The 24,798-nt window shown below is 73.8% G+C and carries 16 protein-coding genes and 1 riboswitch; of the genes, 7 read left to right on the top strand and 9 right to left on the bottom strand.

The genetic code is table 11. From position 1 onward, the window contains the following. Window positions 1–423 precede the first annotated feature (423 nt). Complete coding sequence (locus tag OHA99_RS19920) at window positions 424–972, bottom strand: MarR family winged helix-turn-helix transcriptional regulator (RefSeq protein WP_153179108.1); 549 nt, start codon at window positions 970–972, stop codon at window positions 424–426. Window positions 973–1,125: 153 nt separating this feature from the next. Between OHA99_RS19920 and OHA99_RS19915 the strand changes: the two genes are divergently transcribed. Then, window positions 1,126–2,403: an MDR family MFS transporter gene (locus OHA99_RS19915; protein ID WP_405698982.1), complete on the top strand. Its 1,278-nt coding sequence runs from the start codon at window positions 1,126–1,128 to the stop codon at window positions 2,401–2,403. A 54-nt stretch (window positions 2,404–2,457) separates the two neighbouring features. Here the strand turns inward: OHA99_RS19915 and OHA99_RS19910 are convergent, their stop codons facing one another. Then, a complete protein-coding gene (locus tag OHA99_RS19910; protein WP_405697015.1) occupies window positions 2,458–4,116 on the bottom strand; it encodes a SpoIIE family protein phosphatase in 1,659 nt (552 codons plus the stop codon). Between the two features lie 182 nt (window positions 4,117–4,298). Further along, window positions 4,299–5,678 (bottom strand): NAD(P)/FAD-dependent oxidoreductase, encoded by a 1,380-nt coding sequence (locus tag OHA99_RS19905; RefSeq protein WP_153179106.1) that lies wholly within the window; start codon window positions 5,676–5,678, stop codon window positions 4,299–4,301. A 374-nt stretch (window positions 5,679–6,052) separates the two neighbouring features. Here OHA99_RS19905 and OHA99_RS19900 point away from each other — a divergent pair, with 374 nt between their 5' ends. Continuing rightward, a complete protein-coding gene (locus tag OHA99_RS19900) occupies window positions 6,053–6,904 on the top strand; it encodes a TetR family transcriptional regulator (RefSeq protein WP_282883169.1) in 852 nt (283 codons plus the stop codon). A 323-nt stretch (window positions 6,905–7,227) separates the two neighbouring features. Next, complete coding sequence (locus OHA99_RS19895; RefSeq protein ID WP_366472956.1) at window positions 7,228–9,234, top strand: sigma-70 family RNA polymerase sigma factor; 2,007 nt, start codon at window positions 7,228–7,230, stop codon at window positions 9,232–9,234. Here OHA99_RS19895 and OHA99_RS19890 read toward each other — a convergent pair. Further along, entirely contained in the window at window positions 9,221–12,640 is a 3,420-nt protein-coding gene (locus OHA99_RS19890) for a BTAD domain-containing putative transcriptional regulator (RefSeq protein WP_405697010.1), read from the bottom strand. The two genes, OHA99_RS19895 and OHA99_RS19890, sit on opposite strands and share 14 nt — an antisense overlap. A 59-nt stretch (window positions 12,641–12,699) precedes the next feature. Further along, window positions 12,700–14,841 (bottom strand): asparagine synthase-related protein, encoded by a 2,142-nt coding sequence (locus OHA99_RS19885; protein WP_153179102.1) that lies wholly within the window; start codon window positions 14,839–14,841, stop codon window positions 12,700–12,702. A 712-nt stretch (window positions 14,842–15,553) separates the two neighbouring features. On the opposite strand from OHA99_RS19885, the gene OHA99_RS19880 reads away from it, so the two are divergent. Next, entirely contained in the window at window positions 15,554–16,975 is a 1,422-nt protein-coding gene (locus tag OHA99_RS19880) for a hypothetical protein (RefSeq protein ID WP_007451250.1), read from the top strand. A gap of 76 nt (window positions 16,976–17,051) precedes the next feature. Continuing rightward, on the top strand, window positions 17,052–18,260 hold the full coding sequence (lhgO, locus tag OHA99_RS19875; protein WP_153179101.1) for an L-2-hydroxyglutarate oxidase: 1,209 nt from the start codon (window positions 17,052–17,054) through the stop codon (window positions 18,258–18,260). Here lhgO and OHA99_RS19870 read toward each other — a convergent pair. Beyond that, complete coding sequence (locus OHA99_RS19870; protein WP_153179100.1) at window positions 18,257–18,673, bottom strand: Dabb family protein; 417 nt, start codon at window positions 18,671–18,673, stop codon at window positions 18,257–18,259. The genes lhgO and OHA99_RS19870 overlap by 4 nt on opposite strands. A gap of 112 nt (window positions 18,674–18,785) precedes the next feature. Between OHA99_RS19870 and trmB the strand changes: the two genes are divergently transcribed. Both trmB and OHA99_RS19860 read left to right on the top strand, forming a co-directional pair. Next, on the top strand, window positions 18,786–19,601 hold the full coding sequence (trmB, locus tag OHA99_RS19865; protein WP_366472954.1) for a tRNA (guanosine(46)-N7)-methyltransferase TrmB: 816 nt from the start codon (window positions 18,786–18,788) through the stop codon (window positions 19,599–19,601). Between the two features lie 10 nt (window positions 19,602–19,611). Beyond that, entirely contained in the window at window positions 19,612–21,024 is a 1,413-nt protein-coding gene (locus OHA99_RS19860) for a PrsW family intramembrane metalloprotease (RefSeq protein ID WP_153179098.1), read from the top strand. 22 nt (window positions 21,025–21,046) lie between these two features. Here the strand turns inward: OHA99_RS19860 and OHA99_RS19855 are convergent, their stop codons facing one another. The 3 genes from OHA99_RS19855 to OHA99_RS19845 form a co-directional block, all read right to left on the bottom strand. Next, complete coding sequence (locus tag OHA99_RS19855) at window positions 21,047–21,991, bottom strand: aldo/keto reductase (RefSeq protein ID WP_153179097.1); 945 nt, start codon at window positions 21,989–21,991, stop codon at window positions 21,047–21,049. Window positions 21,992–22,128: 137 nt separating this feature from the next. Next, window positions 22,129–23,178, bottom strand: coding sequence for a M23 family metallopeptidase (locus OHA99_RS19850; RefSeq protein WP_164384155.1), 1,050 nt, complete (start codon window positions 23,176–23,178; stop codon window positions 22,129–22,131). Between the two features lie 11 nt (window positions 23,179–23,189). After that, a riboswitch (cyclic di-AMP (ydaO/yuaA leader) is annotated at window positions 23,190–23,346 on the bottom strand. 224 nt (window positions 23,347–23,570) lie between these two features. Beyond that, window positions 23,571–24,782: a PP2C family protein-serine/threonine phosphatase gene (locus OHA99_RS19845; RefSeq protein WP_405697006.1), complete on the bottom strand. Its 1,212-nt coding sequence runs from the start codon at window positions 24,780–24,782 to the stop codon at window positions 23,571–23,573. Window positions 24,783–24,798 lie beyond the last annotated feature (16 nt).

Genomic DNA, 24,798 nt, shown 5'->3' with positions numbered 1-24,798 from the left:
CTCCGGGCGCTTCCCTTCGGTCTTGCGTTTCCGACTCTATCAGATCTTTCCGATCCGATTTCCTCGGTGCTTTCCAGGTTCCCGCTTTCGCGTTTCCCTTTCCGGCGGTTCCGACTCTATCAGATCCTTTCGGGCTCTGATTCCCCGTCAGAGGGGGTTGCCGTTGCGGCTGTTGGGCCGTTCCGACGTTTCAAACCTTAGCGGACTCTCTCGGTGTTTCCCAATCGGGGTCGATCGGGCCGGCGAGTACCCCTTGGAATTGAATTCGGGCGCGCCGAAGCCATTCCCGCTGGGGATCGTGCTGGTGGTTTGAGTGCCGCTGCTGCGGCGGGAGGTGCTACCGCAGAACCGTTACGGTCCCGTGGCAACCCGGAGAACACTACGGATCCCGTAGGGGGCTGTCAAGCACGCCTGTCAAGATCTTTAATCGAGGTCGCTGAGCCGGCCGCCGGCGTCCGGCTGCGCGTGCTCCACCCGGCGCAGCAGGCGGGTGAGCACCTCGCCGAGCGCGGTGCGGTCGTCGGCGGAGAGGTCCTGGAGGAGGTCCTCCTCGAAGACCGTGGCGAGGCGCATGGCCGCCAGCCACTTCTCGCGGCCCTCCGCGGTGATGGCCACGATGACGCGGACCCGGTTGGTCTCGTCGCGTTCCCGGGTGACGAGACCCTCCGTGACCATGCGGTCAATCCGGTGGGTCATCGCGGCCGGTGTCAGGCCGAGGCGCTTGGCGAGGTCACCGGGGCCGAGGCAGTAGGGGGCGCCGGAGAGCACGAGTGCCTTCAGCACCTCCCAGTCCGTGTTGCCGATGCCCAGCTCGGCGGTCTGCCGGCCGTACGCGACGTTCATACGGCGGTTGAGGCGGGAGAGCGCGGAGACGATCTTCTCGACCTGGGGGTCGAGGTCCTGGAACTCGCGCTGGTAGGCGGCGATCTGCTCTTCGAGTGTCGGCTCGCCGGCGCCGGAGGTGTCGCCCATGGCCGCAGTATGGCACGAGCCTCCTTTGCCTTGAAGTCCTTCGCTATGTACTCTTTACCTTCGAACTTTAGCTTCTAAGTCTTCAGTCTTCAGCTCTGACGGCTTCAGTGATCGATCCCGAGAGATCAAGAGAGGGTGAACGTGACCAGGGCAATGGGCGCGGCGATGCGCCGGATCCACGTGGGCAACGCACTCAGCGCGTTCGGACTCGGCTTCACAGTCCCCTACCTGTACGTCTATGTGGCGCAGGTACGGGGACTGGGTTCTGTCACGGCGGGCCTCGTGCTCGCCGTCTTCGCCGTGGCCGCGCTGATCGTGCTGCCGTTCGCCGGACGGGCCATCGTCCGGCGCGGCCCGCTGCCGGTACTGCTGGTCGCCCTGGTCACCGCCGCCCTCGGGGCCATGAGCCTCGGGCTGTCCGCGTCGGCGGGCGCGGTGCTGCTCTCCGCCGCCGCGCTCGGTGCCGGGCAGGCCGTGATGCAGCCGGCGCTCGCGACGATGATCGTGGACTGCTCCACGACGGAGACCCGGTCACGGGCGTTCGCCATGCAGTTCTTCCTCCAGAACCTGGGGCTCGGCGTCGGCGGGCTCATCGGTGGCCATCTGGTCGACACCTCGAGCGCCACGTCCTTCACGCTGCTGTTCGCCATCGAGGCGGCGATGTTCCTGGTGCTGGTCGCCGTCATGGCGACGGTGCGGGCGCCGCGCACGCCGCGGATCGAGGGGGCGCCGGGTCAGGGCGCCGGCGGAAGCTGGAAGCAGCTGCTCGGCAACCGGGCCATGGTGCAGCTGTGTGTGCTGGGCTTCGTGCTGTTCTTCGCCTGCTACGGGCAGTTCGAGTCGGGGCTGAGCGCGTACGGCGTCGAGGCGGCCGGGATCTCCACGTCCGCGCTGGGGACCGCGCTGGCGGCGAACACGCTGATGATCGTGGTCGCGCAGTTCGCGGTGCTGAAGTTCGTGGAGCGGCGCAAGCGGTCCCGCGTGATCGCGTCCGTGGGGCTGATCTGGGCCGTGGCGTGGGCCGTGGCCGGGTATGCCGGGCTCGGTCACGGCAGCCAGGCGATGGCGACGGCCGCGTTCATCTCGACGTACGCGCTGTTCGGGCTGGGCGAGTCGTTGCTGTCGCCGACGCTGGCTCCGCTAGTCGCGGATCTGGCGCCGACCGGCCTCGCCGGGCAGTACAACTCCGCCTTCGCCCTGGTGAAGCAGCTCGCGCTGGCGATCGGCCCGGCGGTGGGCGGACCGCTGGGGGCCTCGCTGCACGGGCCGTACATCGTGGCGTTCCTGTTGATCTCGCTGGGCATCACGGTGCTGGCGGTGCGGCTGGGGCGGCAGCTCACGGACGTACAGAACCAGCCGTCGCTCGCGCGGAGCCGGGTGGTCACGCAGGGCCGGGCGCCGGCCGACGCGGTGGTCGTCGCGGAGGCGTGAGGCGGGCCGGGGTGTGGGCCGGGGTGTGGGCGGGTTGGTGCCGCCCGCCCCGGCTCACTGCTTCTGGAGGACGAACTCGCACCAGACCGCCTTGCCGCCGCCCGGTGTGCGCCGGGACCCCCAGGTGGAGGCGATCGTGGCGACGATGGCGATGCCCCGGCCCGACTCGTCGCCGGGCTCCGCGCGGCGGCGTCTGGGCAGGTGGTCGTCGCCGTCGGTCACCTCGACGATCAGGCGGCGGTCGGTGCGGCGCAGGCGCAGCCGCATCGGCGGGGTGCCGTGCTGGAGGGAGTTGGCGACGAGTTCGCTGGTGGCCAGGACACCGAGGTCGTGCAGCTCGGCGGGGAAGCGCCAGCTGGTGAGGACGCCGGAGGCGAAGGCACGCGCGCGTGGGGCCGCTTCGACGCCGCCGAGCAGTTCGAGGGCGGCGTTGCGGAACAGCTCGGCCTCGGCACCCTTGCGGGCGGGGTGCTGGAGGACGAGGACGGCGACGTCGTCGTCGTGGTCCGGGGTGACGCCCGCCGAGCGGATCAGCCGGTCGCAGACCACCTGGGGCGTGCCGGTGGCGCCGGACAGGGCGTGCTCCAGGGCGGCGATGCCCTCGTCGAGGTCCTCGTCCCGGCGTTCCACCAGGCCGTCGGTGTAGAGGACTGCGGTGGAGCCGGGGGGCAGGGCGATCGAGCCGGAGGCGTGGATCCAGCCGCCGGTGCCGAGCGGGGGGCCGGTGGGTTCGTCGGCGCGCTGCACGGTGCCGTCCTCGTCGCGGACCAGGATGGGCAGGTGGCCGGCGGACGCGTAGACGAGGCGGCCCTCGTTCGGATCGTGGATGGCGTAGACGCAGGTGGCGATCTGGTTGGCGTCGATCTCGGCGGCGAGGCCGTCGAGGAGCTGGAGCACCTCGTGCGGGGGCAGGTCGAGGCGGGCGTAGGCCCGGACCGCCGTACGGAGCTGGCCCATGACCGCGGCCGCGCGGACGCCTCGGCCCATGACGTCGCCGATGACGAGGGCGGTGCGGCCGCCGCCCAGGGTGATCACGTCGTACCAGTCGCCGCCGACCGCGGCCTCGGTGCCGCCGGGGTGGTAGGTGGCGGCGACGCGCAGGTCGTCGGGCTCTTCCAGTTCCTGCGGGAGGAGGGAGCGCTGGAGGGTGACGGCGGTCTCGCGCTGGCTGCGTTCGCTCGCGCGCAGGCGGCCCGCGGCCTCGGCGTGGTCGGTGACGTCGGTGGCGAAGACGAGGACGCCCCGGCCGCCGCCGTCGTCACCCTCGGCGACCGGGGTGCAGGTGAAGGTGTAGGAGCGGCCGTCGGAGGCCTTGCGGGACTTGAGGGTGCGGGTCCTGCCGCTGCGCTGGACCTGGTCCAGGAGCGGGAAGAGGCCGGGCTCGTCCAGCTCGGGGAGCGCCTCGCGGGCGCGGGCGCCGAGGTCGCGGGTGCCGAAGGCGGCGACGTAGGCGTCGTTGACGTAGGCGAGGCGGTGCTCGGGGCCGTGGACGAGGGCGACGAGGGCCGGCACGCGGTCGAGGACGTCGCGGACGGGCAGTTCGTCGACGCTGGGGGCGTCGGGGGCGGGTGGGGCTTCGTCGGTCAGCTGTTCGGCACGGGCGGCGGGTACGGAGCCGTCTCCCCGCCGGTCCGGGGGGACCGGCGTGTCCGGCCGCGACGCGGCGCGGCGCTGTGTCAGGGGGAGTCGGGCGCTCCAGCGCGTGAAGTTCACGAATCCTTGCCTCGTGTAGTGGTCGGCGGCCGGGGACCGGGACGGGCCGGGTCGGCCCGGGCCCCGGGGGCCGCGCTGGGGCGAGCGACGGCGCGCCCGCGGTGGTGGACCAGTCTGGCAGGGCGCCCGCCCGGCCGACATCCGTCAGACGCCCCAGTGGCCGGGGGAGTTCCTGAGTCCGGTCAGGACGACCCCTTCGGGTTGTGCGGGGGCTCCTGAGAAGGCTTTCCACCGACCGCGAGTTCGAACTCCGCCCGCGGATGTTCGAGTGAGCCGAGGGAGACGATCTCCCGTTTGAAGAGTCCCGCGATCACCCATTCGGCGAGTACGCGCGCCTTGCGGTTGACGGTGGGGACCCGGCTGAGGTGGTAGGCGCGGTGCATGAACCACGCGGGGTAGCCCTTGAGTTTGCGGCCGTAGACCTGGGCGACGCCCTGGTGGAAGCCGAGGGAGGCGACGGAACCGGCGTACTTGTACGCGTACGTGTCGAGGGGCTCGCCGCGCAGGGCGTGGGTGACGTTGTCGCCGAGGATCTTGGCCTGGCGGACGGCGTGCTGGGCGTTGGGGGCGCATTCCCGGCCGGGCTCGGGCGCGGTGACGTCGGGGACGGCGGCGGCGTCCCCGGCCGCCCAGGCGTGCGGGGCGCCGTCGACCGACAGGTGGGCGGTGCAGGTGAGCCGGCCCCGGTCGTCGAGGGGCAGGTCGGTGGCGGTGAGGAGCGGGTGCGGTTTGACGCCGGCGGTCCAGACGACCGTGCGGGTGGGGAAGCGGGAGCCGTCGCTGAGGACGGCGACGCGGTCGGCGCAGGACTCGAGGCGGGTGTCCAGACGTACGTCGATGTTGCGGCGGCGCAGTTCGGTGACCGTGTAGCGGCCCAGTTCCTCGCCGACCTCGGGCAGGATGCGGCCCGACGCCTCGACGAGGATCCACTTCATGTCCTCGGGGGTGACGTTGTGGTAGTACCGCGCGGCGTAGCGGGCCATGTCCTCCAGCTCGCCGAGGGCCTCCACGCCCGCGTAGCCGCCGCCGACGAAGACGAAGGTGAGGGCGGCGTCGCGCAGGGCGGGGTCGCGGGTGGAGGAGGCGATGTCCATCTGTTCGAGGACGTGGTTGCGCAGGCCGATGGCCTCCTCGACGGTCTTGAAGCCGACTCCGTGGTCGGCGAGGCCGGGGACGGGCAGGGTGCGCGAGACGGACCCGGGCGCGAGGACCAGTTCGTCGTACGTCACCCGGCGGGCGCCGGTCCTCTCCTCGTCGGTGGCGAGGGTGGTGACGGTGGCGGTGCGGGTCGTGTGGTCGATGCACTGCACCTCGCCGATGACGACGTCGCACTGGCCGAGGACGCGGCGCAGGGGTACGACGACGTGCCGCGGGGAGATGGAACCGGCCGCCGCTTCGGGGAGGAACGGCTGGTACGTCATGTAGGGGTCGGGGGTGACGAGCATGATCTCTGCGTCGCCCCGCCTCAGTTCGGCCCTGAGATTCCGTTGCAACCGCAGGGCCGTGTACATCCCGACGTAGCCACCGCCGACAACGAGAATGCGCGCACGTTCCTTCACCACCCCATGACGCACCCGGCGCTTGCGTTTGTCCACAGGCTCGTCAAATTGTGTGACCGGAGATCGCGAGAGCGCGCAGGGGTGCGCGGCACCGTGTCGGGAAGTGATCGCGCAGGTCAGCGGCGGTGGGAGTGGGGGTCGGGGGCGGCACATTCGGGGCGTATGAGATCGGTGCTCCGATCGGGGGGCGCTCCGTGCGGAACGTGCCCCTTCTGAATTGACCCTCGCTCAACTATGTTCTTTCCGACGGTGTGCAGGGGGATGTGCTCATGGGGTCCGCGACGGGCGGGCCACGGAACCGGGGCCGTTCCACGCACTCCGGCTTTCGATGGCGGGGAGAGTCTCCGGGGGGAGACGTCATTACCGGGGGATTGTCTATGCATGTTCAGGATTCTCATTGGTCGTCCGCGTCGGCCGTCGCGCCCGGCGGCGCGATGAGTACGAGTGCGGCGGCGGCCGGCGCTCGCGGTGACGCGGCACGCAGCGCGCCCTTGCGCGTGGACGCCCAGCGCAATCTGGAGCACGTGCTGCGCGCGGCGCGCGAGGTGTTCGGCGAGCTGGGGTACGGCGCTCCGATGGAGGACGTGGCACGGCGCGCACGGGTCGGTGTCGGCACGGTGTACCGGCGCTTTCCCAGCAAGGACGTGCTGGTACGGCGGATAGCCGAGGAGGAGACGGCACGGCTGACCGACCAGGCACGCGCGGCGCTCGGGCAGGAGGACGAGCCGTGGTCGGCGCTGTCCCGTTTCCTGCGGACGTCGGTTGCCTCGGGCGCCGGACGGCTGCTGCCGCCGCAGGTGCTGCGGGTCGGGGTGGCGGAGGACGGTGACGACGGCGCCGGGACTGCCGGAGTCGCGGCGGCCGGTGATCCGCGGGTGCCGCAGCAGCGGATACAGCCGGGCACCGGCGAGTTGCGGCTGGTGTCCGAAGGGGCCGCCGACGCCGGAGCGCCCGCCGGCCCGGTGGGTTCCGCCGCCGACTCCGGCACCGGCTCCGTCGCGGGTTCCGTGGCCGTCGGCGAAGGCGCCGCGGCGCTGCTGGAGGTCGTGGGCCGGCTCGTGGAGCGGGCGCGGACGGCTGGTGAACTGCGGCCGGACGTGTCGGTGTCGGACGTACTGCTGGTGATAGCCACGGCGGCCCCCTCGCTGCCGGACCCGGCCCAGCAGGCGGCGGCCTCCGCCCGGCTGCTGGACATCCTGCTCGAGGGGCTGCGCTCGCGGCCGGTGTGACGGGGACCGACGGGAGACGGGCCGGTGTCGGACGGGGACGGCGGATGACGCACGGCGGGCGGGGCACGGCGGACGACGGGCGGGGCCACGGCGGGCGACGCACGGCGGGCGGGGGACGGCGGGCGGGGGACGGCGGCACCGTCGGACGACGGACGACGGACGGCCCGTTTCTCCCTCCCCGAACGGCTGAGCGTTGACACCGCGGCGCGGCAAGTCCGCACAGACGAGTGATGGTCGGCACAAGGGGGTCCTGAACAAAAGCCAATATGGCACGCTGACCCGGTGTTCGGACTGGCTGGGCAGGTTGGCGGGGGCTTTCCGCGATGAGTGTTGACGGGCGGGACGGATCGGTCGGTGACGGCGGGAGCGGTCCGGACGGTGTCGGTGCCGGGGACGACGGCGCGCCGCAGGTGCCGGGCCAGGGCGGGCCGGCCCATGTCCGGCGGGACGACTCCGTGGCGGACGGTGGCCGCGAGGCTCGCGCACGGGGCGGGGACCGTGCGGGGACCGGGGTCCCGGCGCAGCGTGAGCTGCACGAGGACAGCGTTCTGCCGCCGCCCCGGGAGCAGGACGACGGTGGCGTTCTGCCGCCGCCGCGCGAGCTCCCGGCGTCCGACGCGGAGTTGATCGAGCGGATGCGCTCGGGCGACGACACCGCCTACGAGGAGCTGTACCTGCGCCACGCCGACGCGGTCCGCAGGTACGCGCGCACCTGCTGCCGTGACGCCCACACCGCGGACGACCTCACCGCCGAGGTGTTCGCCCGCATGCTCCAGGCGGTGCGCGGCGGTTCGGGCCCCGAGTACGCCGTGCGCGCCTACCTGCTCACCGCGGTCCGGCGCGTCGCCGCCGGCTGGACCCGGTCGGCGGGGCGGGAGCAACTCGTGGAGGACTTCGCGGTGTTCGCCGCGCAGGCCGCGCACACCGCGAAGGTGCCGGACGACGACACCCTGGAGCTGGGCGCCGACGTCCGCGCCATGCACGAGGCCGAGCAGTCGATGGCCATGCGGGCCTTCCGGTCGCTGCCGGAGCGGTGGCAGGCCGTGCTGTGGCACACCGAGGTCGAGGACGAGTCGCCGAGCGAGGTGGCCACCCTCTTCGGGCTGGACGCCAACGGCACCCGCGTCCTCGCCAGCCGGGCCCGGGAGGGGCTGAAGCAGGCCTATCTCCAGGCCCATGTCAGCGACGCCCTCGCCACCGACGAGGAGTGCGCCCGTTACGCCGACCAGCTCGGCACGTACGCGCGCGGCAGGCTGCGCATCCGGGCCGAACGCGGGCTGCGCAAGCACCTGGAGCAGTGCGCCAGGTGCCGGCTGGCGGCGACCCAGATCGAGGAGGTCGCGGGCGGCATCCCCGCCGTGGTGCCCGTCGCGGTCATCGGCTGGTTCGGTGTCGCCGGGTACGCGAAGGCGGCGGGGCTCGTCGCCGGGGGCGCGGGCGCCGGTGCGGCGGGAGTCGCGGGGGCGGCGGCCGCGGCGGGCGGCGGTACGTCCGGCGGAGCGGGCGCCGGGGGCGGTGCGGCGGCCGCGGAAGGGCTCGGCGCGCCGGTGAAGGCCGGTATCGCGGCCGGCGTGGTCGCGGTGGCCGCGGCGGCGGCGCTGGCCCTGGCCCTGACCGGCGACGAGACCCCGGACAAGGAACCGCCGAAGGCCGCCCCGCCCGCGTCCTCACCGGTGGCGCAGCCCGCCCCGGACACACCCACCCCCTCGACGCGCCCGCCCCGCCCCCCAGCACGGGTGGCCGCCCCCGAGCCGACTCCGACCCCCACCCCGGAGCCGACCCCGCCCCCGAAACCCACGCCCACCCCCACACCCACACCCACCCCGAAGCCGACCCCGACTCCCACCCCCACGCCCACACCGACCCCCACCCCGACGCCTCCCCCGCCGCCCGCGCCCACCGTCTACCGGTGGAGCGAGCTGGCGTACGACGTGAGCGGTGACGGCACCGGTCCCGAGATGCGGCTGGCCGACAGCAGCTGGGTGTGGCAGCGCTCGTCCCTGTCCGTCGCCGACGTGCGGTACGCGCACGGCGTCACCGTCCACGGACGTTCCTCGGTCACCGTCGACCTGAATCGCGACTGCTCGTCCTACGACGCGCTGGCCGGCGTCGACGACCTGACGATGAAGCTGGGCAAGGTCCACTTCTCGGTGTACGCCGACGGCGTGCGGCTGTGGAACTCGGGGATGGTCAAGGGCGGGGACCCGGCGCTGCCCGTCCATGTGGACATCACGGGGCGCGAGACGATGCGGCTGGTGACCGAGCCGCACAGCCCCGTCGACACGGTGGCGCTCGCGGACTGGGCCCAGTCCCGCTTCACCTGCGCGTAGGAGTCCGCCCGGCCGACTGCCCCGCCGCCACCGTCACCACCGCCGCCAGCTCGGCGACGACGTCCCGCGCGGTGAGGGCGGCACCCCGGGCCAGTTCGGCGGCGTACCGCTCGCCGCCGAGGGCACCGCGGGCGGCGGCCTCGGCCCGTTCGGCGTGCGCGTGGTCCGGCATGGGGCGCGGACGGTCGCCGCGCCAGTGGCCGGCCGCCCCGAGCAGCCGCACCGCGCGGGCCTGGTCGCCGCAGTCGCTCAGCAGGCCGGCCGCGCTGTCCACGAGGGTCGCGAGCACCAGGTCGGCGCACTGCTCCTCGACGGCCGCCCGGAGGGTGCCCGCCAGCAGCCGCAGGGCCGCCCGCGGGCCCGACTCGCCCGCCGTCACGAGCGCGTCCACCAGCCCCAGCATCGCCAGGAACTGCGGCGGCGGCGTGCCGCGCAGGCACTCCTCGCGGGCCGCCTCCCACAGGACGCGCGCCCGCGCGAAGTCCTCGTCCACCACCGCGAGCCCGGCCCGCAGCATCAGGACGAAGGCCTTGGAGTCCACGACGCCGTACCGGTCCGCCGCGGCGCCGGCTTCGTCGAGTACGCCGAGGGCCGTGCCGCGGTCCCCCTCGCGGTAGGCGATCTCGGCGAGCCGGGCGATGAGGAACGGCGCCTCCGCGAAGGCGCCCACCTCCTCGGCGAGCCGCAGGGCCTCCGCGTACTCGGCCCTGGCCTCCTCGTAGCGGCCGCGCACCATGGCGGCCTCGCCGAAGGCGCTGCACACCTGGGCCTGCACCAGGCGGTCGCCGACGCGGCGGCTGAGCACGCGCATTTCCGCCAGGTCGTCGTCGATGCCGACCGGGGTGCCCGAGAGGTCGACCACGGCGTGGGTGCGGAACATGAGGCTGGCGACGATCTCCCACTCGCCCCCGTGAACGCGGCAGTTGGCGACGGAAGCGTCCATCGAGCCGCGGACGTCGCCCGAGTCGTCGACGAAGAACTCGGTCAGCGGCCAGATGAGGCCGGGGACCCGGGCGGCTTCGGGGCCGCCGGCGGCGAAGTGGTCCCGCACCCGCCGGACGTAGCGCCGCATGCGGTCGTCCAGCAGCCCTTCCCTGGGCGCGGTCTCGAAGGTGAGGAGGATGTGCATCATCCGCACCCGCATGCGCAGGGAGTGCAGCGGATGCAGCGGGTCACCGTCCCGTACCGCGAGCAGCGCGTCGATGTGGTCGGGGGCGGACGGACGACGGTCAGGGCCGGACGTACGACGGTCGAGGCCGGACGTACGACGGTCGGGGGCGGACGCACCGCGGTCGGGGGCGGACGCACCGCGGTCGGGCGCGGACGCATCCCGGTCGTCGACTCCCGTCGCCGAGGCACCGCCCGCGTCGAGGGCGGCGCCAAGGCGCAGCACCTGGTCCAGCCACCCGACGCCTTCGTGGCGGTAGTTGCGCAGCCACCAGAACCAGCCCATGGCGAGGGCGAGGGCGGCGGCCTCCGGCTCGTCGCCCGCGGCGAGGGAACGGCCGAGGGCCGCGCGGATGTTGTCGTGCTCGGTCTCCAGGCGGGCTATGTAGGGCAGTTGCCCGGCGGACCGCAGCTGCGGATCGGCCTCCTCGGCGAGGACGCGCGCCCATGCGCGGTGGGCGCGCTCGGCGGCGGCGCGCAGCCCGGGGACCTCGGCGGCGCGTTCCTCGGCGTACTCGTGGATGGTCTCCAGCATGCGGTAGCGCATGTCGGCGCCTTCGGTACCGAGGTCGGCGACGACGAGGGACTTGTCGACGAGGGCCCCGACGAGTTCCGCCGCGGGCCCGGTGCCCACGGCCTCCGCCGCCGCCAGGTCCCAGCCGCCCGCGAAGACGGACAGTTCGCGCAGCATCGTGCGTTCCGCCTCGTCGAGGAGGTCCCAGGACCAGTCGACGACCGCGCGCAGCGTCTGCTGGCGGGGCAGGACGGTGCGGCTGCCGGAGGTGAGCAGGCGGAAGCGGTCGTCGAGCCGGTCGGCGATCTCCCGCGGGGTGAGCAGCCGCAGCCGGGCGGCGGCCAGTTCGATGGCGAGCGGCAGTCCGTCGAGGCGCCGGCAGATCTCGGCGACCGCCTCCTCGTCGCGCAGCACGGCGTCGGCGTCGGGACGGACGGCGCTCGCGCGCGCGGCGAAGAGGCGACGCGCCTGGCCGGGGGTGAGCGGCTCGACCGGGCGTACCGACTCGCCGGGTACGCCCAGGGGTTCGCGGCTGGTGGCGAGGACGGTCAGGCCGGGGCAGCGGGTCAGCAGGGTCTCGGCGAGCCGGGCCGCCGCGCCGATGACGTGTTCGCAGTTGTCGAGGACCAGGAGTTGGCTGCGTGGGGCGCAGTACTCGACGAGCAGGGCGACGGGGTCGTCCTGCACGGCCGGCCGGTCGCCGGTCAGCAGCGCCGTCTCGCGCAGTCCGAGGGCGTTGACGACCGCGCCCGGCACCGCCTCCGGCCGGTCCAGCGGGGCGAGTTCGACCAGCCAGGCCTGGTCGAGCCCGGCGGCGGCCTCCTCGGCGAGGCGGGTCTTGCCGGATCCGCCCGGTCCGGTGAGGGTGACGAGACGGGACGCGTGCAGTTCGGAACGGATGGCGTCGAGTTCCGGTTCCCGGCCCACGAAGGTGGTCAGCCGGGGCCGGATGTTGCCCCGGCGCTCCTCGGCCGGGGCCCTCTCGGCCGCCGGGACGGACCGCCGTTCCGCGCCCCGGGCGCCGAGCAGTTCGGCGTGCAGGGCGCGCAGCCGGGGTCCGGGTTCGGTGCCGAGTCCTTCGGCGAGGGTGCGGCGGGCGCTCTCGTAGGCAGCCAGTGCGTCGGCGTCGCGGCCGGTGGCGCGCAGGGCGCCGATGAGGAGGGCGTGCAGCGGTTCGTCGTACGGGTGGGCGGCGGTCAGGTCGCGCAGCCGCGGTACGGCGTCGGGGGCGTCGCCGAGGCGCAGGCCGGCCTCGATACGGGCCCGGGTGGCCTCCAGGCGCAGCGCCTCGGGGCCGGCCTCGCGACCGGGCAGGTCGGCCAGTGCCGGGCCCCGCCAGAGGGCCAGTGCCTCGTCCAGGTGCCGGGCGGCCGTCGCGGCGTCGCCGTGTCCGAGGGCGGAGGTGCCCTGCCGTACGAGGTGTTCGAAGACGTACAGGTCCACGTCGTCGCGGGTCGCGGCGAGCCGGTAGCCGCCGGGGGCCGAGACGACGGTTTCCCTGCCGACGGTACGGCGGAGGCGGCCGACCAGGGCCTGGAGGGCGGCGGGGGCGTCCTGGGGCGGATCGTCCTCCGCCCAGACCTCGTCGATCAGGGTGGCGGGCGTGACGACGTCGCCGGGACGCAGGGCGAGGGCGGCGAGCAGCGCGCGCAGGCGGGGGCCGCCGGGGCTCGCGACGGTGCCGTGGTCCTCCGTCTGGGTGACGCCCAGGATTCTGTACCGCACGGGGTCATTGTCGCCGGAGTGGGGTGGCGCGGGCACCCGGCGGTGGGCCGGACCGGCGTTCAGACCCGCCGCACGACCGCCCCCGCGCCGCCCAGCGCGCCCCGCTGCGGTGCGATGCCGGCCGGTACCGCGCGTTGGCGGGCCGGGGTGCCGGTCCAGCAGGTGCCGCGGCGGGCGAGGAGGCGGCCGAGCCACAGCTCCAGGGAGACGAGGTCGGCCAGGCCGTCCAGCGGCAGCGGCTCACCCGCGGCCGCCGCCCGCACCGCCTTGCGCACGACCCGCGCCTCCACGAGCCCCGCCTCGGCGAGCAGCGGCCGGTCGAAGAGCCCGAGCAGGGAGTCCGCGGAGACCCGCAGCCCCGTCCGCGCGGTGGAGGCCGCCAGCGCCTGGGTGGGCGCCCCCCACCCGGGCGGCAGCTCGCTCACCCCAGCCCCCTCCAGCACCGTCCGCAGGATCGCCGCCCGCGCCCCCGGCCGCACCCGCAGCGCCTCCGGCAGGGCCCGGCACGCCCGGACGACCTGGTTGTCGAGGAACGGCGTGTGCAGCCGCTGGAAGCGGATCTCGGCGGCCTGCTCGAGCACCCGCACCTCCGCCGCCTGCCGCGCCAGCGCCGCCCGCGCCCGGAAGTCCCCGGGACGCTGCCCCGGACCCACCCCCGACCGCTGCGAGGACGTCTGGAGGCGAACCGATACTTCAGCCAGCGCCTCTCCGGTCAGCCACCGCGCCGCCGGCCCCGCCCCGGCCCAGGTCAGCGCGGCCAGGGACGCGTCCATCGCCCCGTCGCCCGGCGTGTCGAAGCGTCTGCGCAGCAACCGCTCGGCGAGCACCTCGAGGCCGCTCCGGTACGGCGTGCGGGCCAGCCGCCGCGCCGCCGCGTACACGCGCCCGGGGACGAGTACCGACCCGTCGGCCTTGGCGAGTGCGGCGACCGGCCGGACCAGATGGCGCCGCTTGCGGTCCATGAGCAGGTCGGCCAGGCGCGCCGGATGGGCGTCGAGGACCTGCCGCGCCCCGTACCCGGTGAAGTGGTCCGCGCTGCCCGCGGCCAGCCGGGCCCGGTGCCGTGCGGCGGCGACCAGGGAGGAGCCCGGTTCGTCGGTCAGCGGCCCGTCGAGGGCGGCGTACGGCAGCATCTCCTCGCCGCCGGTGACCACCACGTGGTGCAGCCGCGGGTTGGCCGCCAGCGCGCCCGCCCGGGCCAGCTCGGGTTCCTGCCCGCCGACGGCGAGGTCGTTGAAGGTGACGGCCAGCAGCCGCTCCCCCGCCCCGGTGCCGTGTCCCAGCACGGTCCCCGGCATCCCCGGCAGCCCGGCCGCCAGCAGCGCCAGCGTGCCCGAGGCGGGGCCGCCGGACAGGTCGGCCCCGATCCCGGGCACCGGCATCCCGCGCGCGGCACGGCGTTCGGCGGGCCCCATGCCCGGGACGGGGCCGGGGTCGATGCCGTCCCCGGGTACGTGCCGGGGCGCGGCGAGCCGGGTGCGCACCGCTTCGACCAGGGCGTCCCGCACGCCGTCCACGGCACGGTCGGGGTCGGCCGAGGGCGCCGCCACGGCGAGCGAGGCCACCGGTTCGTACCCGGCGATCTCGCGCGCCCCGGCGCGCAGGATCAGTGCGTGCCCCGGCGGAACACGCTTCACGCCGTCGTACGGGGTGGAGTCGTCCAGCGCGGCCGGCACGTCGGGCGTGGCGAGCAGCGCGGCGAGGTGGCCGAAGTCGAGGTTGGCCTCGACGAGGTCGGCCAGTGGCAGCGCGGCGGTCGCGTAGGCGGTGCCGCCCGCCCAGGGGGTGTGGAAGACCGGCCGGGCGCCCGCGAGGTCGCTGCAGACGGTGATCCGCCGGCCCACCTGGACGACAGCCGTGTAGCTGCCGGGCCACGCCGTCAGATGCCGCAGTGCGCCCCCGCGCGCGGCGAACAGCGCGACCCGCAGCTGCTCGTCGCTCGCGCCGCAGATGCCGAGGACGGCGATCCGGGTCTGGGGGTCGGCCGTGACGACGCGCACCTCGTCGGGGCGCCAGTCGCCGACCGCCCACAGGGGGTCGGGGTCGCCCCACAACGGCTGGGCCCCCACGGGCTGTACGGTCTCGCCGTCGTAACCGGTGACTCCGGCGGAGCCGTTGGCGCCCGCGGAGCCGGCCGCGCCGGCGATCCCCGCTGCTCCTGCTCCCACGGCGGCGCTGCTCCACCCCACCAACCACCGCATCGACGCCTCCACAGGCTGGGGACAACCAGTGCACCGTACGAACTGGTTCCCCATGCTGCCATGAAGGGCGCGCCACAGAGCGTCGGCGGAGCCGCGTGTGCTCCCTGAGTGCGCCCTCGCGAAGACCCACGCGAGAACGCCGACTCCCTCTCCGCCGCCCCGGGCACCGTTCCCGGGGGAGCGAAGACGACGCGAATGCGCCCCCTGAACGCGCCCTTTGGCTACCCAACGCGCCCTCAACTCCCGTGGTGAGGGCGGCAGTACCCGAAAATCACCAACGGTGATTTTCAGCCAAATCGACGCGACGCGGCCACATTCGAACACGCTCCGTACAAACTCTGCGCACCGCCCGGCCACTCGCCGGCGGCGCGCAGCCCGGGAGGCGGGACTCGCCCCCCGGGCCGGTCCGCCGCCCGCGGGGATGTAGGCGGCGGCGTCCCCCAGCCCACTGGATCCAGTACAGCGGGCCGACCCACGCACCGCCCATGGAATCGCTCCCGCCGTGGCCGGAGAAGAGCGCACGGGCGGGCGCACGGCCACACATCGGGAGCACGCGGCAACAGACCGTACATACACCGCACTTGAGTACGGACCACAATCCCGCCATCCGGAAGAATGCCTCTTAACGCATGGGATGCGGCGAACTACGCTGGGTTTACGAATGCCGCGTGGTTATGCCAGCGCGGCAGCCGTCTGTGTCGAGGGGTGACGCATGTCCAGGGAGCAACGCGGGCCGAACGAGAAACTCGGCGCCGTTCTCGCCCTCGCGGGAATCAGCAACGCAGGTCTCGCCCGGCGCGTCAACGACCTCGGCGCCCAGCGCGGGTTGACCCTCCGCTACGACAAGACGTCGGTGGCGCGCTGGGTCTCGAAGGGCATGGTGCCGCAGGGTGCGGCGCCGCACCTCATCGCCGCCGCCATCGGCCAGAAGCTGGGCCGCCCGGTGCCGCTGCACGAGATCGGCCTGGCGGACGCGGACCCCGCCCCCGAGGTGGGCCTCGCCTTTCCGAGGGACGTGGGGCAGGCGGTCAGGTCCGCCACCGAGCTGTACCGTCTCGACCTCGCCGGCCGCCGGGCCGGCGGCGGCATCTGGCAGTCGCTCGCCGGATCGTTCGCGGTGAGCGCATATGCGACGCCCGCCTCGCGATGGCTGATAACCCCGGCCGACAGCTCGGTGGCGCGCGAGGCGAGCCCGGCCGAGGGCTCCGGCGCACCGCTCAAAGTCGGCCACAGTGATGTGCAGAAGCTCCGCGAGGCCGCCGAGGACGCCCGCCGCTGGGACTCCAAGTACGGCGGCGGCGACTGGCGTTCGTCGATGGTCCCCGAGTGCTTACGGGTCGAGGCGGCACCGCTCCTGCTCGGCTCCTACTCCGACGAGGTCGGCCGCGCCCTGTTCGGCGCCTCGGCCGAGCTGACCCGCCTGGCCGGCTGGATGGCCTTCGACACCGGCCAGCAGGAGGCCGCCCAGCGGTACTACATCCAGGCCCTGCGCCTGGCTCGCGCGGCGGCCGACGTGCCGCTCGGCGGCTACGTCCTGGCCTCGATGTCGCTCCAGGCCACCTACCGCGGCTTCGGCGACGAGGGCGTCGACCTCGCCCAGGCCGCCCTGGAGCGCAACCGCGGCCTGGCCACGGCCCGCACCATGAGCTTCTTCCGCCTGGTCGAGGCCCGTGCCCACGCGCGCGCCAACGACGCGGTGGCGGCCGGGGCCGCCCTGAAGGCCGCCGAGAGCTGGCTGGAGCGCGCGCGCCCCGGCGACAGCGACCCGTCGTGGCTGGGTTTCTACTCCTACGACCGGTTCGCCGCCGACGCGGCCGAGTGCTACCGCGACCTGAAGGCACCGCGCCAGGTCCGCCGCTTCACCGAGCAGGCGCTGTCGAAACCGACGGAGGAGTTCGTACGCTCGCACGGCCTCAGACTGGTCGTCTCGGCGGTGGCCGAGCTGGAGTCGGGCAACCTGGACGCGGCCTGCGAGCAGGGCGTGCGGGCGGTCGAGGTGGCCGGCCGCATCTCCTCGGCCCGCACCACCGAGTACGTGAAGGACCTCCTGCACCGCCTTGAACCCTACGGCGACGAGCCGCGCGTGGTGGAGTTGCGCGAGCGCGCCCGCCCGCTGCTGGTGACTCCGGCCTGACGGACCGCCCTCTTCCGGGTTTGAAGGCATTGTCAGTGGCGCAGTGCACTATCGAAGCCGGGAGGTGAACCGGGAGATGGAACGAGTGTTCGACTGTGATGTGCTGGTGATCGGCGGCGGCATCGTCGGCCTGTCCACGGCGTACGCGATCACGCGCGCCGCACCGGGCACCCGGGTCACGGTCCTGGAGAAGGAGCCCGGCCCCGCCCGCCACCAGACAGGCCGCAACAGCGGCGTCATCCACAGCGGTGTCTACTACCGTCCGGGCTCGCTGAAGGCGCGGTACGCGGTCCGGGGCGCCGCCGAGATGGTCAAGTTCTGCGCCGAGTACGGCATCGACCACGCCGTCACCGGCAAGCTGATCGTCGCCACCGACCGCGCCGAGCTGCCCCGCCTGCACGCCCTGGTGCAGCGCGGCCGGGAGAACGGCATACCGGTGCGCGAGCTGGGCGGCGGCCAGATACAGGAGTACGAGCCCGAGGTGCGCGGCCTGGCCGCCATCCACGTCGGCACCACCGGCATCTGCGACTACGGCGCCGTGGCCCGCAGGCTCGCCCAGGCGTCGGGAGCGGAGGTCCGCTACGGCGCCGAGGTGCACCGCGTCGACCGGCGACCCGGCCTCGGCGTCGCCGTCCGCACCCGCGCCGGGGACGTGCTCCGCGCCCGGGTCGTGGTCAACTGCGGCGGGCTGCACTGCGACGGGATCGCCCGCCTGACCGGCGACGACCCCGGCATGCGGATCGTGCCCTTCCGGGGCGAGTACTACGAGCTGGCGCGGCCCGAGCTGGTGCGGGGACTGGTGTATCCGGTGCCGGACCCGGCGTTCCCGTTCCTCGGGGTGCACCTGACCCGCGGCATCGACGGCGGCGTGCACGTCGGACCGAACGCGGTACCGGCACTGGCCCGCGAGGGATACGGATGGGGCGTGGTGCGCCCCCGCGAGCTGGGCGCCACCCTGGCCTGGCCGGGGTCGTGGCACATGGCCCGGCGGCACTGGAGGTACGGGGCGGGCGAGCTGCGCCGGTCCCTGTCCAGGAGCGCCTTCACGACAGCGGTCCGCAGACTGCTGCCGGCGGTGACGGAGGACGACCTGGTCGCCGCGCCGGCCGGGGTGCGGGCGCAGGCGGTGCTGGCGGACGGCACCCTGGTGGACGACTTCCTGATCAAGGAGGGCGCCCACGCGGTGCACGTCCTGAACGCGCCGTCGCCCGCGGCGACCGCCTCCCTGCCCATCGGCCGCGAGGTGGGCCGCAGGGCGCTGGCGATGCTGGCCGCCGCGGACTAGGAGCGGTCCCGCCCCGGCGCACTGCTGCCGTCGTACGAGCCGAGGCCCTCGATCAGCGCCACCAGGGCCGGGTCGCCCGCGAAGCGCTCGGCGTGGATCTGCCGGATGCGGTCCCCCGTGGCCGGGTCCTCGTCGTCGGTCAGGTCGTGCGAGACCATGTGCCGCACCAGCGGCAGCCCGATCGCGTCCACCTGCCGGTGCAGCGGAGCGTGCATGTACGCCCGGTAGGCCTCGATGTCCTCGACCGCGAACATCGCTCCGTAGTCGAAGTCACCGCCCACGTCCCGCCCGACCGCCCAGTACGCGACGGCGTCGATCTCGCGCCCCATCCTGCGGAGCATCTCGAGCGCCTCGTCGACCTTGTCCTGAGGTGCGTCGGGGCGCATGGCGAGGCGGATCTGGTGGTGAATCACGGTGTCTCTCCCCACGAGTACGACGGTCGCTTCAATCAATCGCTTACGTTATAGACTCTAACTACTCCAACAAGCAGTCGCAACCACGGGCTCGGTCTAAAATCGACGCATTGTGTCTGACTCCCACCACACCTCCGATGCCGCGTCCGCTTCCCTGCGGCACGTCCGCGCCAAGGGCGAGCCCCGGTTCCCCGACGGGCCGAAGGCCGATCCCGCCGGGTCGCACTTCGAGCGGCGGATCCGCAGTTTCCAGCCGCGACGCAGCCGGGTGACCGCCGGGCAGGCGGACGCGTTGCAGCGGCTGTGGTCCCGGTGGGGGCTGGACATCGACGGACAGCGCGTCGTCGACCTCGCCGAGCTGTTCGGCAACGCCCGCCCCGTCGTCCTGGAGATCGGCTTCGGCATGGGCGAGGCCACCGCCCGGATGGCCGCCGCCGACCCGGACACCAACATCCTCGCCGTCGACGTCCACACCCCGGGCCAGGGCAACCTCCTCGCGCGCGCGGAGCGCGAGGAGCTGCCCAACATCCGGGTGGGCAACGGCGACGCGGTCATCCTGCTGCGCGAGATGCTCGCCCCCGGCTCCCTCGCCGGACTGCGCGTCTATTTCCCCGACCCGTGGCCGAAGAAGCGCCACCACAAGCGCCGGCTGATCCAGCCGGAGTTCCTGACGCTGGCCGCGACCCGGCTCGCACCGGGGGCCGTCGTGCACTGCGCCACCGACTGGGAGCCGTACGCCGAGCAGATGCTCGAGGTGCTCACCGCGCACCCCGACTTCGAGAACACCGTGCCCGGCGGCGGGTTCGCGCCGCGCCCCGAACACCGGCCGCTGACCCGTTTCGAGGGCCAGGGACTGGACAAGGGACATGTGGTGAACGACCTGCTGTTTCGTCGCGTACAGCACAAGGAGCTGCCTCCCACCGGTTAGGGTCCATGCCGTGGCCACCTGTCCCCCGTACCCGACCCGTGTGCACCGGCATACGCACTGGTGGCAGCGCACCTGGGTCCGTTACGGCGCGCTGATCACCCTGCTCGCGCTCTCCGGCCTGGTGATCCTCGCCCTGGTGCGCGAACAGACCGGCACACAGGGCTTCCTGGTGGGGCTCGGTCTCGCCGTCCTGCCCGTACCGCTGCTCGTGGCGGCGTTCCGCTGGCTGGACCGGGTCGATCCCGGACCCTGGCGGAACCTGCTGTTCTGCTTCGCGTGGGGCGCCTGCGCGGCGGCGCTGATAGCGATCGTCGCCAACAGCTTCGCCACCCGGTGGATAGCGACCGCGACCGCCGACCCGGCCGGCGCGGACACCTGGGGCGCCACGGTCATAGCCCCGGTCGTCGAGGAGTCCGCCAAGGCCGCCGCCGTCCTGCTGGTCTTCCTCTTCCGCAGACGGGACTTCACCGGCATCGTCGACGGCGTGGTCGTCGCCGGGGTCACCGCCACCGGCTTCGCCTTCACCGAGAACATCCTCTACCTGGGCACCGCCTTCGGCACCGACCAGCTGACCGGCGACAGCGGCATCGCCTCGGTCACCGCGGCGACCTTCTTCGTCCGCGTCGTGATGTCGCCCTTCGCGCACCCGCTGTTCACGGTCCTCACCGGCATCGGCTTCGGCATCGCCGCGCTCTCCGCGGGCCGGCACCGTCTGCGCCGGGCCCTGCTCCCGCTGGCCGGGCTGCTGCTCGCGATGGGCATGCACGCCCTGTGGAACGGCTCGGCCGCGTTCGGCGAGTACGGCTTCTTCGGCGTGTACGCGGCGTTCATGGTGCCGTCGTTCGGCCTGCTGACCTGGCTGGTGATCTGGACCCGGCAGCGTGAACTGGGCACCGTCCGGGCCGAGCTGCCCGCCTACGTGGCCGCCGGCTGGCTGACGCCCACGGAGCCCTTCGCGCTCGGCTCGATGCGGGCCCGCCGCGTCGCCCGGCAGTACGCCCGCAAGCACGCCGGGAAGGAGGGTGCTCGGGCGGTGGCACGGTACGAGGCGTGTGCGACCTCGGTGGCGTTCCTGCGGCAGCGCGGGCGCCGGGGCAGGGCGGGCGCCGACTTCACCGTACGGGAGCGCCAACTCCTCGACGCCCTGTGGAGCCTGCGAGGCGTGGCCCGTCCGGCGCTGGACCACGCCGCCCGGGCCACCGCACCCCCGGCGCCCGCGCCGCGGCCGGTGCCCCCGTGGGCGTACGGGTACGGCTACGGGGCGCAGGGTGCGTACGGGTACGCGACGGCGCACCCCCCGTACCGGCCGTACGGCCCGCACCCGCCGCACCACCCGCAGGCGCCGCACGCCCCGTACCCGCAGTACGCGCCGCCCTCTCCGCAGCACGCGCCGTACACGCCGCCCGGCCCCTACCGGCCGTAGGCCCGCGTCGTCCGGCCGCCCCTCAGGCGGACGCCCGTGTGAGCCGCTCGGCCTCGTCCTCCGTCAGGTTCAGCTCGGCCACGCCCAGCAGTGCCGGCAGTTGCTCCACCGTGCGCGCGGAGGCGATCGGGGCCGCCACCGTCGGCCGGCCGGCCAGCCAGGCGAGGGCGACCGTGGCGACGGGAGCGTCGTGGGCCTCGGCGATCTCGTCCAGGGCGGCGAGCACCCGGCGCCCGCGCTCGCTCTCCAGGTGCTTGGCGGCACCGCCGGCCCGCGGGCTGTCCACGGCCGTGCCGGGGCGGTACTTGCCGGTGAGGAAGCCGGCCGCGAGGGCGTAGTACGGGACGGCGGCGAGACCGGTCCGCTCGGCGAGGTCGCCGAGTCCGCCCTCGTAGGTGTCGCGGGAGACCAGGTTGTAGTGCGGCTGGAGGGCGACGTACCGGGCCAGGCCCTCGCGGTCGGAGAACTCCAGGGACGCCGCGAGCCGCTCGGCGGAGATGTTGGAGGCGGCGATGTGCCGCACCTTGCCGGCCCTCACCAGCTCGTCGAGGGCGCCGATGATCTCCTCGACCGGCACCTCGGGCTTGTCGAAGTGGGTGTAGTAGAGGTCGATGTGGTCGGTGCCCAGGCGGCGCAGCGAGGCGTCGGCGGCGGCCCTGATGTTCGCGGCGGACAGGCCGGGGTACTCGGGGTGCTGGCTGACCTTGGTGGCGAGGACGACGTCGTCACGGTTGCCGCGGGCCGCGAGCCACTTGCCGAGGACGGTCTCGGACTCGCCGCCGCTGTTGCCGTCGACCCAGGCGGAGTAGGAATCGGCGGTGTCGACGAAGTTGCCGCCCGCCGCCGTGTAGGCGTCGAGGACGGCGAAGGACGTGTCCTGGTCGGCGGTCCAGCCGAAGACGTTGCCGCCGAGGGCGAGGGGGAAGACCTCGAGGTCGGAGGAGCCGAGCTTGCGCAGAGAAGTCATGTAGAGGATCAACGACCGCGGCGGAGCAGAGCATTCCGGCACCCGCGCAAAAACGCCGCAAACCGGCAGCCCTGACGTCGGGGGGTTGCCGTCAGGACCGCCGGGGCTCGGCGGGGCGGGTCAAGGGGCGAGGTGCCTCAGGGGGTGAGGCCCTTGCTCTGGAGCCAGGCCATCGGGTCGATGCCCGAGCCGTCGCCGGTGTGGACCTCGAGGTGCAGGTGGGCGCCGGTGACGTTGCCGGTGGCGCCGACGCGGCCGATGACGTCCCCGGTGGTGACCTTCTGGCCGACGCTGACGTTGATGGACGACTGGTGCGCGTACCAGAGTTCGGTGCCGTCGTCGAGGGTGAGCACGGTCTTGTAGCCGTACGAACCGTCCCAGCCGGCCGACGTGATCGTGCCGCTGTGCACCGCCTTGAGCAGGGTGCCCGTGGGGGCGGCGAAGTCGAGGCCGGTGTGGTGGCCGGAGGCCCACAGGGAGCCGGCCTGGTTGAAGGTCGAGGAGATCGTGTACGAGGAGGTCGGCAGCGTGAACTGCTTGGCCAGCTTCGCGAGCCGCTCGGCCTCGGCCTTCTTCGCGGCCTCCTCCTCCGCCTTCTTCTTGGCGGCGGCGGCCTTGGCCTCGGCCTCCTTCGCGGCCTTGGCGGCGGCTTCCTGGGCCTTCTTCTCGGCCGCGGCCTGCGCCTCGGCGGCGGCCTTGGTCTCGACCTGGGCCTGCTGCTGCTCGGCCTGCGCCATGATCCGGGCCCGCAGCGACTCACCGGCGCCGGCACCGGTGGAGTCCGCGCCCTGCGCGGTGTCCGCGGCGACGGCCTGGGTGATGCCGCTGAGCGGGGTGGCGGAACCCTCGGGCTCCGGCTCCTCGTCGCCGCCGGGCATGAGCGAGCCCACGTTCGGCAGGTCCGGCATGGAGATGGACACCGGCGGCTTGCCGGTCTGCGCGCTGGCCATGCCGCCCGCGCCGACGGCGGCTATGACGCCTACGCCGAGGACGGTGGAGCTGCGGGCGAGTCCGCCGCGCTGCTTGGCGACGCGGTGCCGGCCGCGCACGGGACGGATGGACTCCGCGGTGGGGTTCCACTCCTCCCAGGGGCCCTCTTCGGCGCGGGGGGCGTCGTAGCCGAAGGTGTCGGTGCCGTGCCCGGTGGGCACGTACGGGGCCTCGGGGGCAGGCCGGTTGGACGCCACGTGGGCGTACTCCTTTCCTTCCTTTCGCCTACCGGGTTAGCTGACGGGTTCGGAGCAGGAAGGTCTCCTACGGGTGTCTGCCGACCGTGTTTCCACGGTGCCAGACGCCCGATTCACCCCAATGTGGTGGTTCCCCGGTTCCCTTGCGGGATTCGGCGCGTGCGCACGGAGCCGCCTTCTGTGACGGCTGGGACGACCGCGCTGCGTTATCGAACGTTAATAGACGCGAGGCCCGGAATCCAAGCCGTTCCGCTTGATCATTAACGAAAACGGCCGGGACGCACCCCTCACGACCGGTGAAAACCGGACGAGTTGACCCGCCCTCAGTATTCCCCTTCACGCCACTTTCTTCTGACGGTGTATCAGTTGTTATGCGGAGGGGGGTCGGGCCGTCACGTCTCGTGACAATGATCATGGTCACCGCGCCGGGGCCGCCGTACGGCGAGCAGCGCCATGTCGTCCGCCATGCCGCCCCCGGAGTGCCGGCGCACGTCCTCGGCGAGGGTGTCGAGCAGCGTCACCGGATGCCGGAAGACATGGCCGGCCAGCCGCGTCTGCGGATCGTAGAACTCGCCCCTGGCGTCCCGGGCTTCGGTCAGCCCGTCGGTGTAGAGCAGCAGTGTGGCCCCACCGGGGAAGTCGGCCTCCTCCGCCCGGTCGGGCCACACGCCCAGGTCTCCCATGCCGAGCGGCAGCGCCGACTCGCGGGCGGGCAGCGTGTCCAGGGTCCCGTCGGAATACAGCAGCAGGGGTGGCGGATGGCCGCGGTTGACGATGCGTACGGTCCCGTCGCCGTGCGGGAGTTCGGCGAGGAGAGCGGTGGTGAAGCCCTCGAAGGCGTCCAGCCCGTCGCGCCGGGTGCCCTCGCGCGCCAGCGCCCGCTCCAGGCGCTGCGCCACCGCCTCCAGCGTCGCCTCCTGCTCGGCGGCCTCCCGGAAGGCGCCGATCACCACGGCGACGGCGGCGACCGCGCCCATGCCCTTGCCGCGCACGTCGCCGACGATGAGCCGGACGCCGCGGGCGCTGTCCTGCACGGCGTACAGGTCACCGCCGATGAAGGCGTCGGCCTGCGCGGCCTCGTAGCAGACGGCGATCTCGAAACCCCCGATGCGCTCGGCGGGTTCGGGCAGCACGGCGCGCTGGGCGGCCTCGGCGATCTCGCGGACGGAGACGAGACGCTCGCTGCTGCGCCGGACCATGCCGTTCACGAGGACGGCGAGCACGGCGACCGTCGCGATGGTGATCAGCTCGGTGAGGGAGTCGACGTAGTGGATGACGCCCTTGCCGATCTGCAGCCCGATGACCGACACGACCACGGCAACGCCGGTGAGCGCGGTGCCGCGCCGCGAGTAGAGCGGGGCGGCGACCAGGGGCGCGGCCGTGTAGAGGGGGCCGGCGGTGAAGTACCTCGGCGTGAAGATGTCGTACAGGATGGCGACGGCGATCAGCAGCACGGGGAGCGCGTGCACGAAGGCGCGTCCGTAGCCGGTCCGGCGGCGCGGCGGCGGGCCGGAGGGCGGCTCCTCGCCTCCGAGGCCCGGGTCGGGCACGGGATCACCGGGGAGCCGGCCGCCGGCCCTGGCGGCCACTCCCTCGTCGTCCACGTCACCAGGCCGCACC

The organism is Streptomyces coelicoflavus, assembly GCF_045041415.1.
Taxonomy (GTDB): Bacteria; Actinomycetota; Actinomycetes; order Streptomycetales; family Streptomycetaceae; genus Streptomyces; species Streptomyces coelicoflavus.
The sequence above is the reverse complement of the archived record's forward strand: the minus strand, read 5'-3'. Positions and strand labels throughout refer to the sequence as shown.

Bases quoted from the DNA above. Each gene is read 5' to 3' on its own strand.
- OHA99_RS19920 (WP_153179108.1), bottom strand. From the start codon at position 972: ATGGGCGACACCTCCGGCGCCGGCGAGCCGACACTCGAAGAGCAGATC.
- OHA99_RS19915 (WP_405698982.1), top strand. From the start codon at position 1,126: ATGGGCGCGGCGATGCGCCGGATCCACGTGGGCAACGCACTCAGCGCG.
- OHA99_RS19900 (WP_282883169.1), top strand. From the start codon at position 6,053: ATGCATGTTCAGGATTCTCATTGGTCGTCCGCGTCGGCCGTCGCGCCC.
- OHA99_RS19895 (WP_366472956.1), top strand. From the start codon at position 7,228: ATGAGTGTTGACGGGCGGGACGGATCGGTCGGTGACGGCGGGAGCGGT.
- OHA99_RS19885 (WP_153179102.1), bottom strand. From the start codon at position 14,841: ATGCGGTGGTTGGTGGGGTGGAGCAGCGCCGCCGTGGGAGCAGGAGCA.
- OHA99_RS19880 (WP_007451250.1), top strand. From the start codon at position 15,554: ATGTCCAGGGAGCAACGCGGGCCGAACGAGAAACTCGGCGCCGTTCTC.
- lhgO (WP_153179101.1), top strand. From the start codon at position 17,052: ATGGAACGAGTGTTCGACTGTGATGTGCTGGTGATCGGCGGCGGCATC.
- OHA99_RS19855 (WP_153179097.1), bottom strand. From the start codon at position 21,991: ATGACTTCTCTGCGCAAGCTCGGCTCCTCCGACCTCGAGGTCTTCCCC.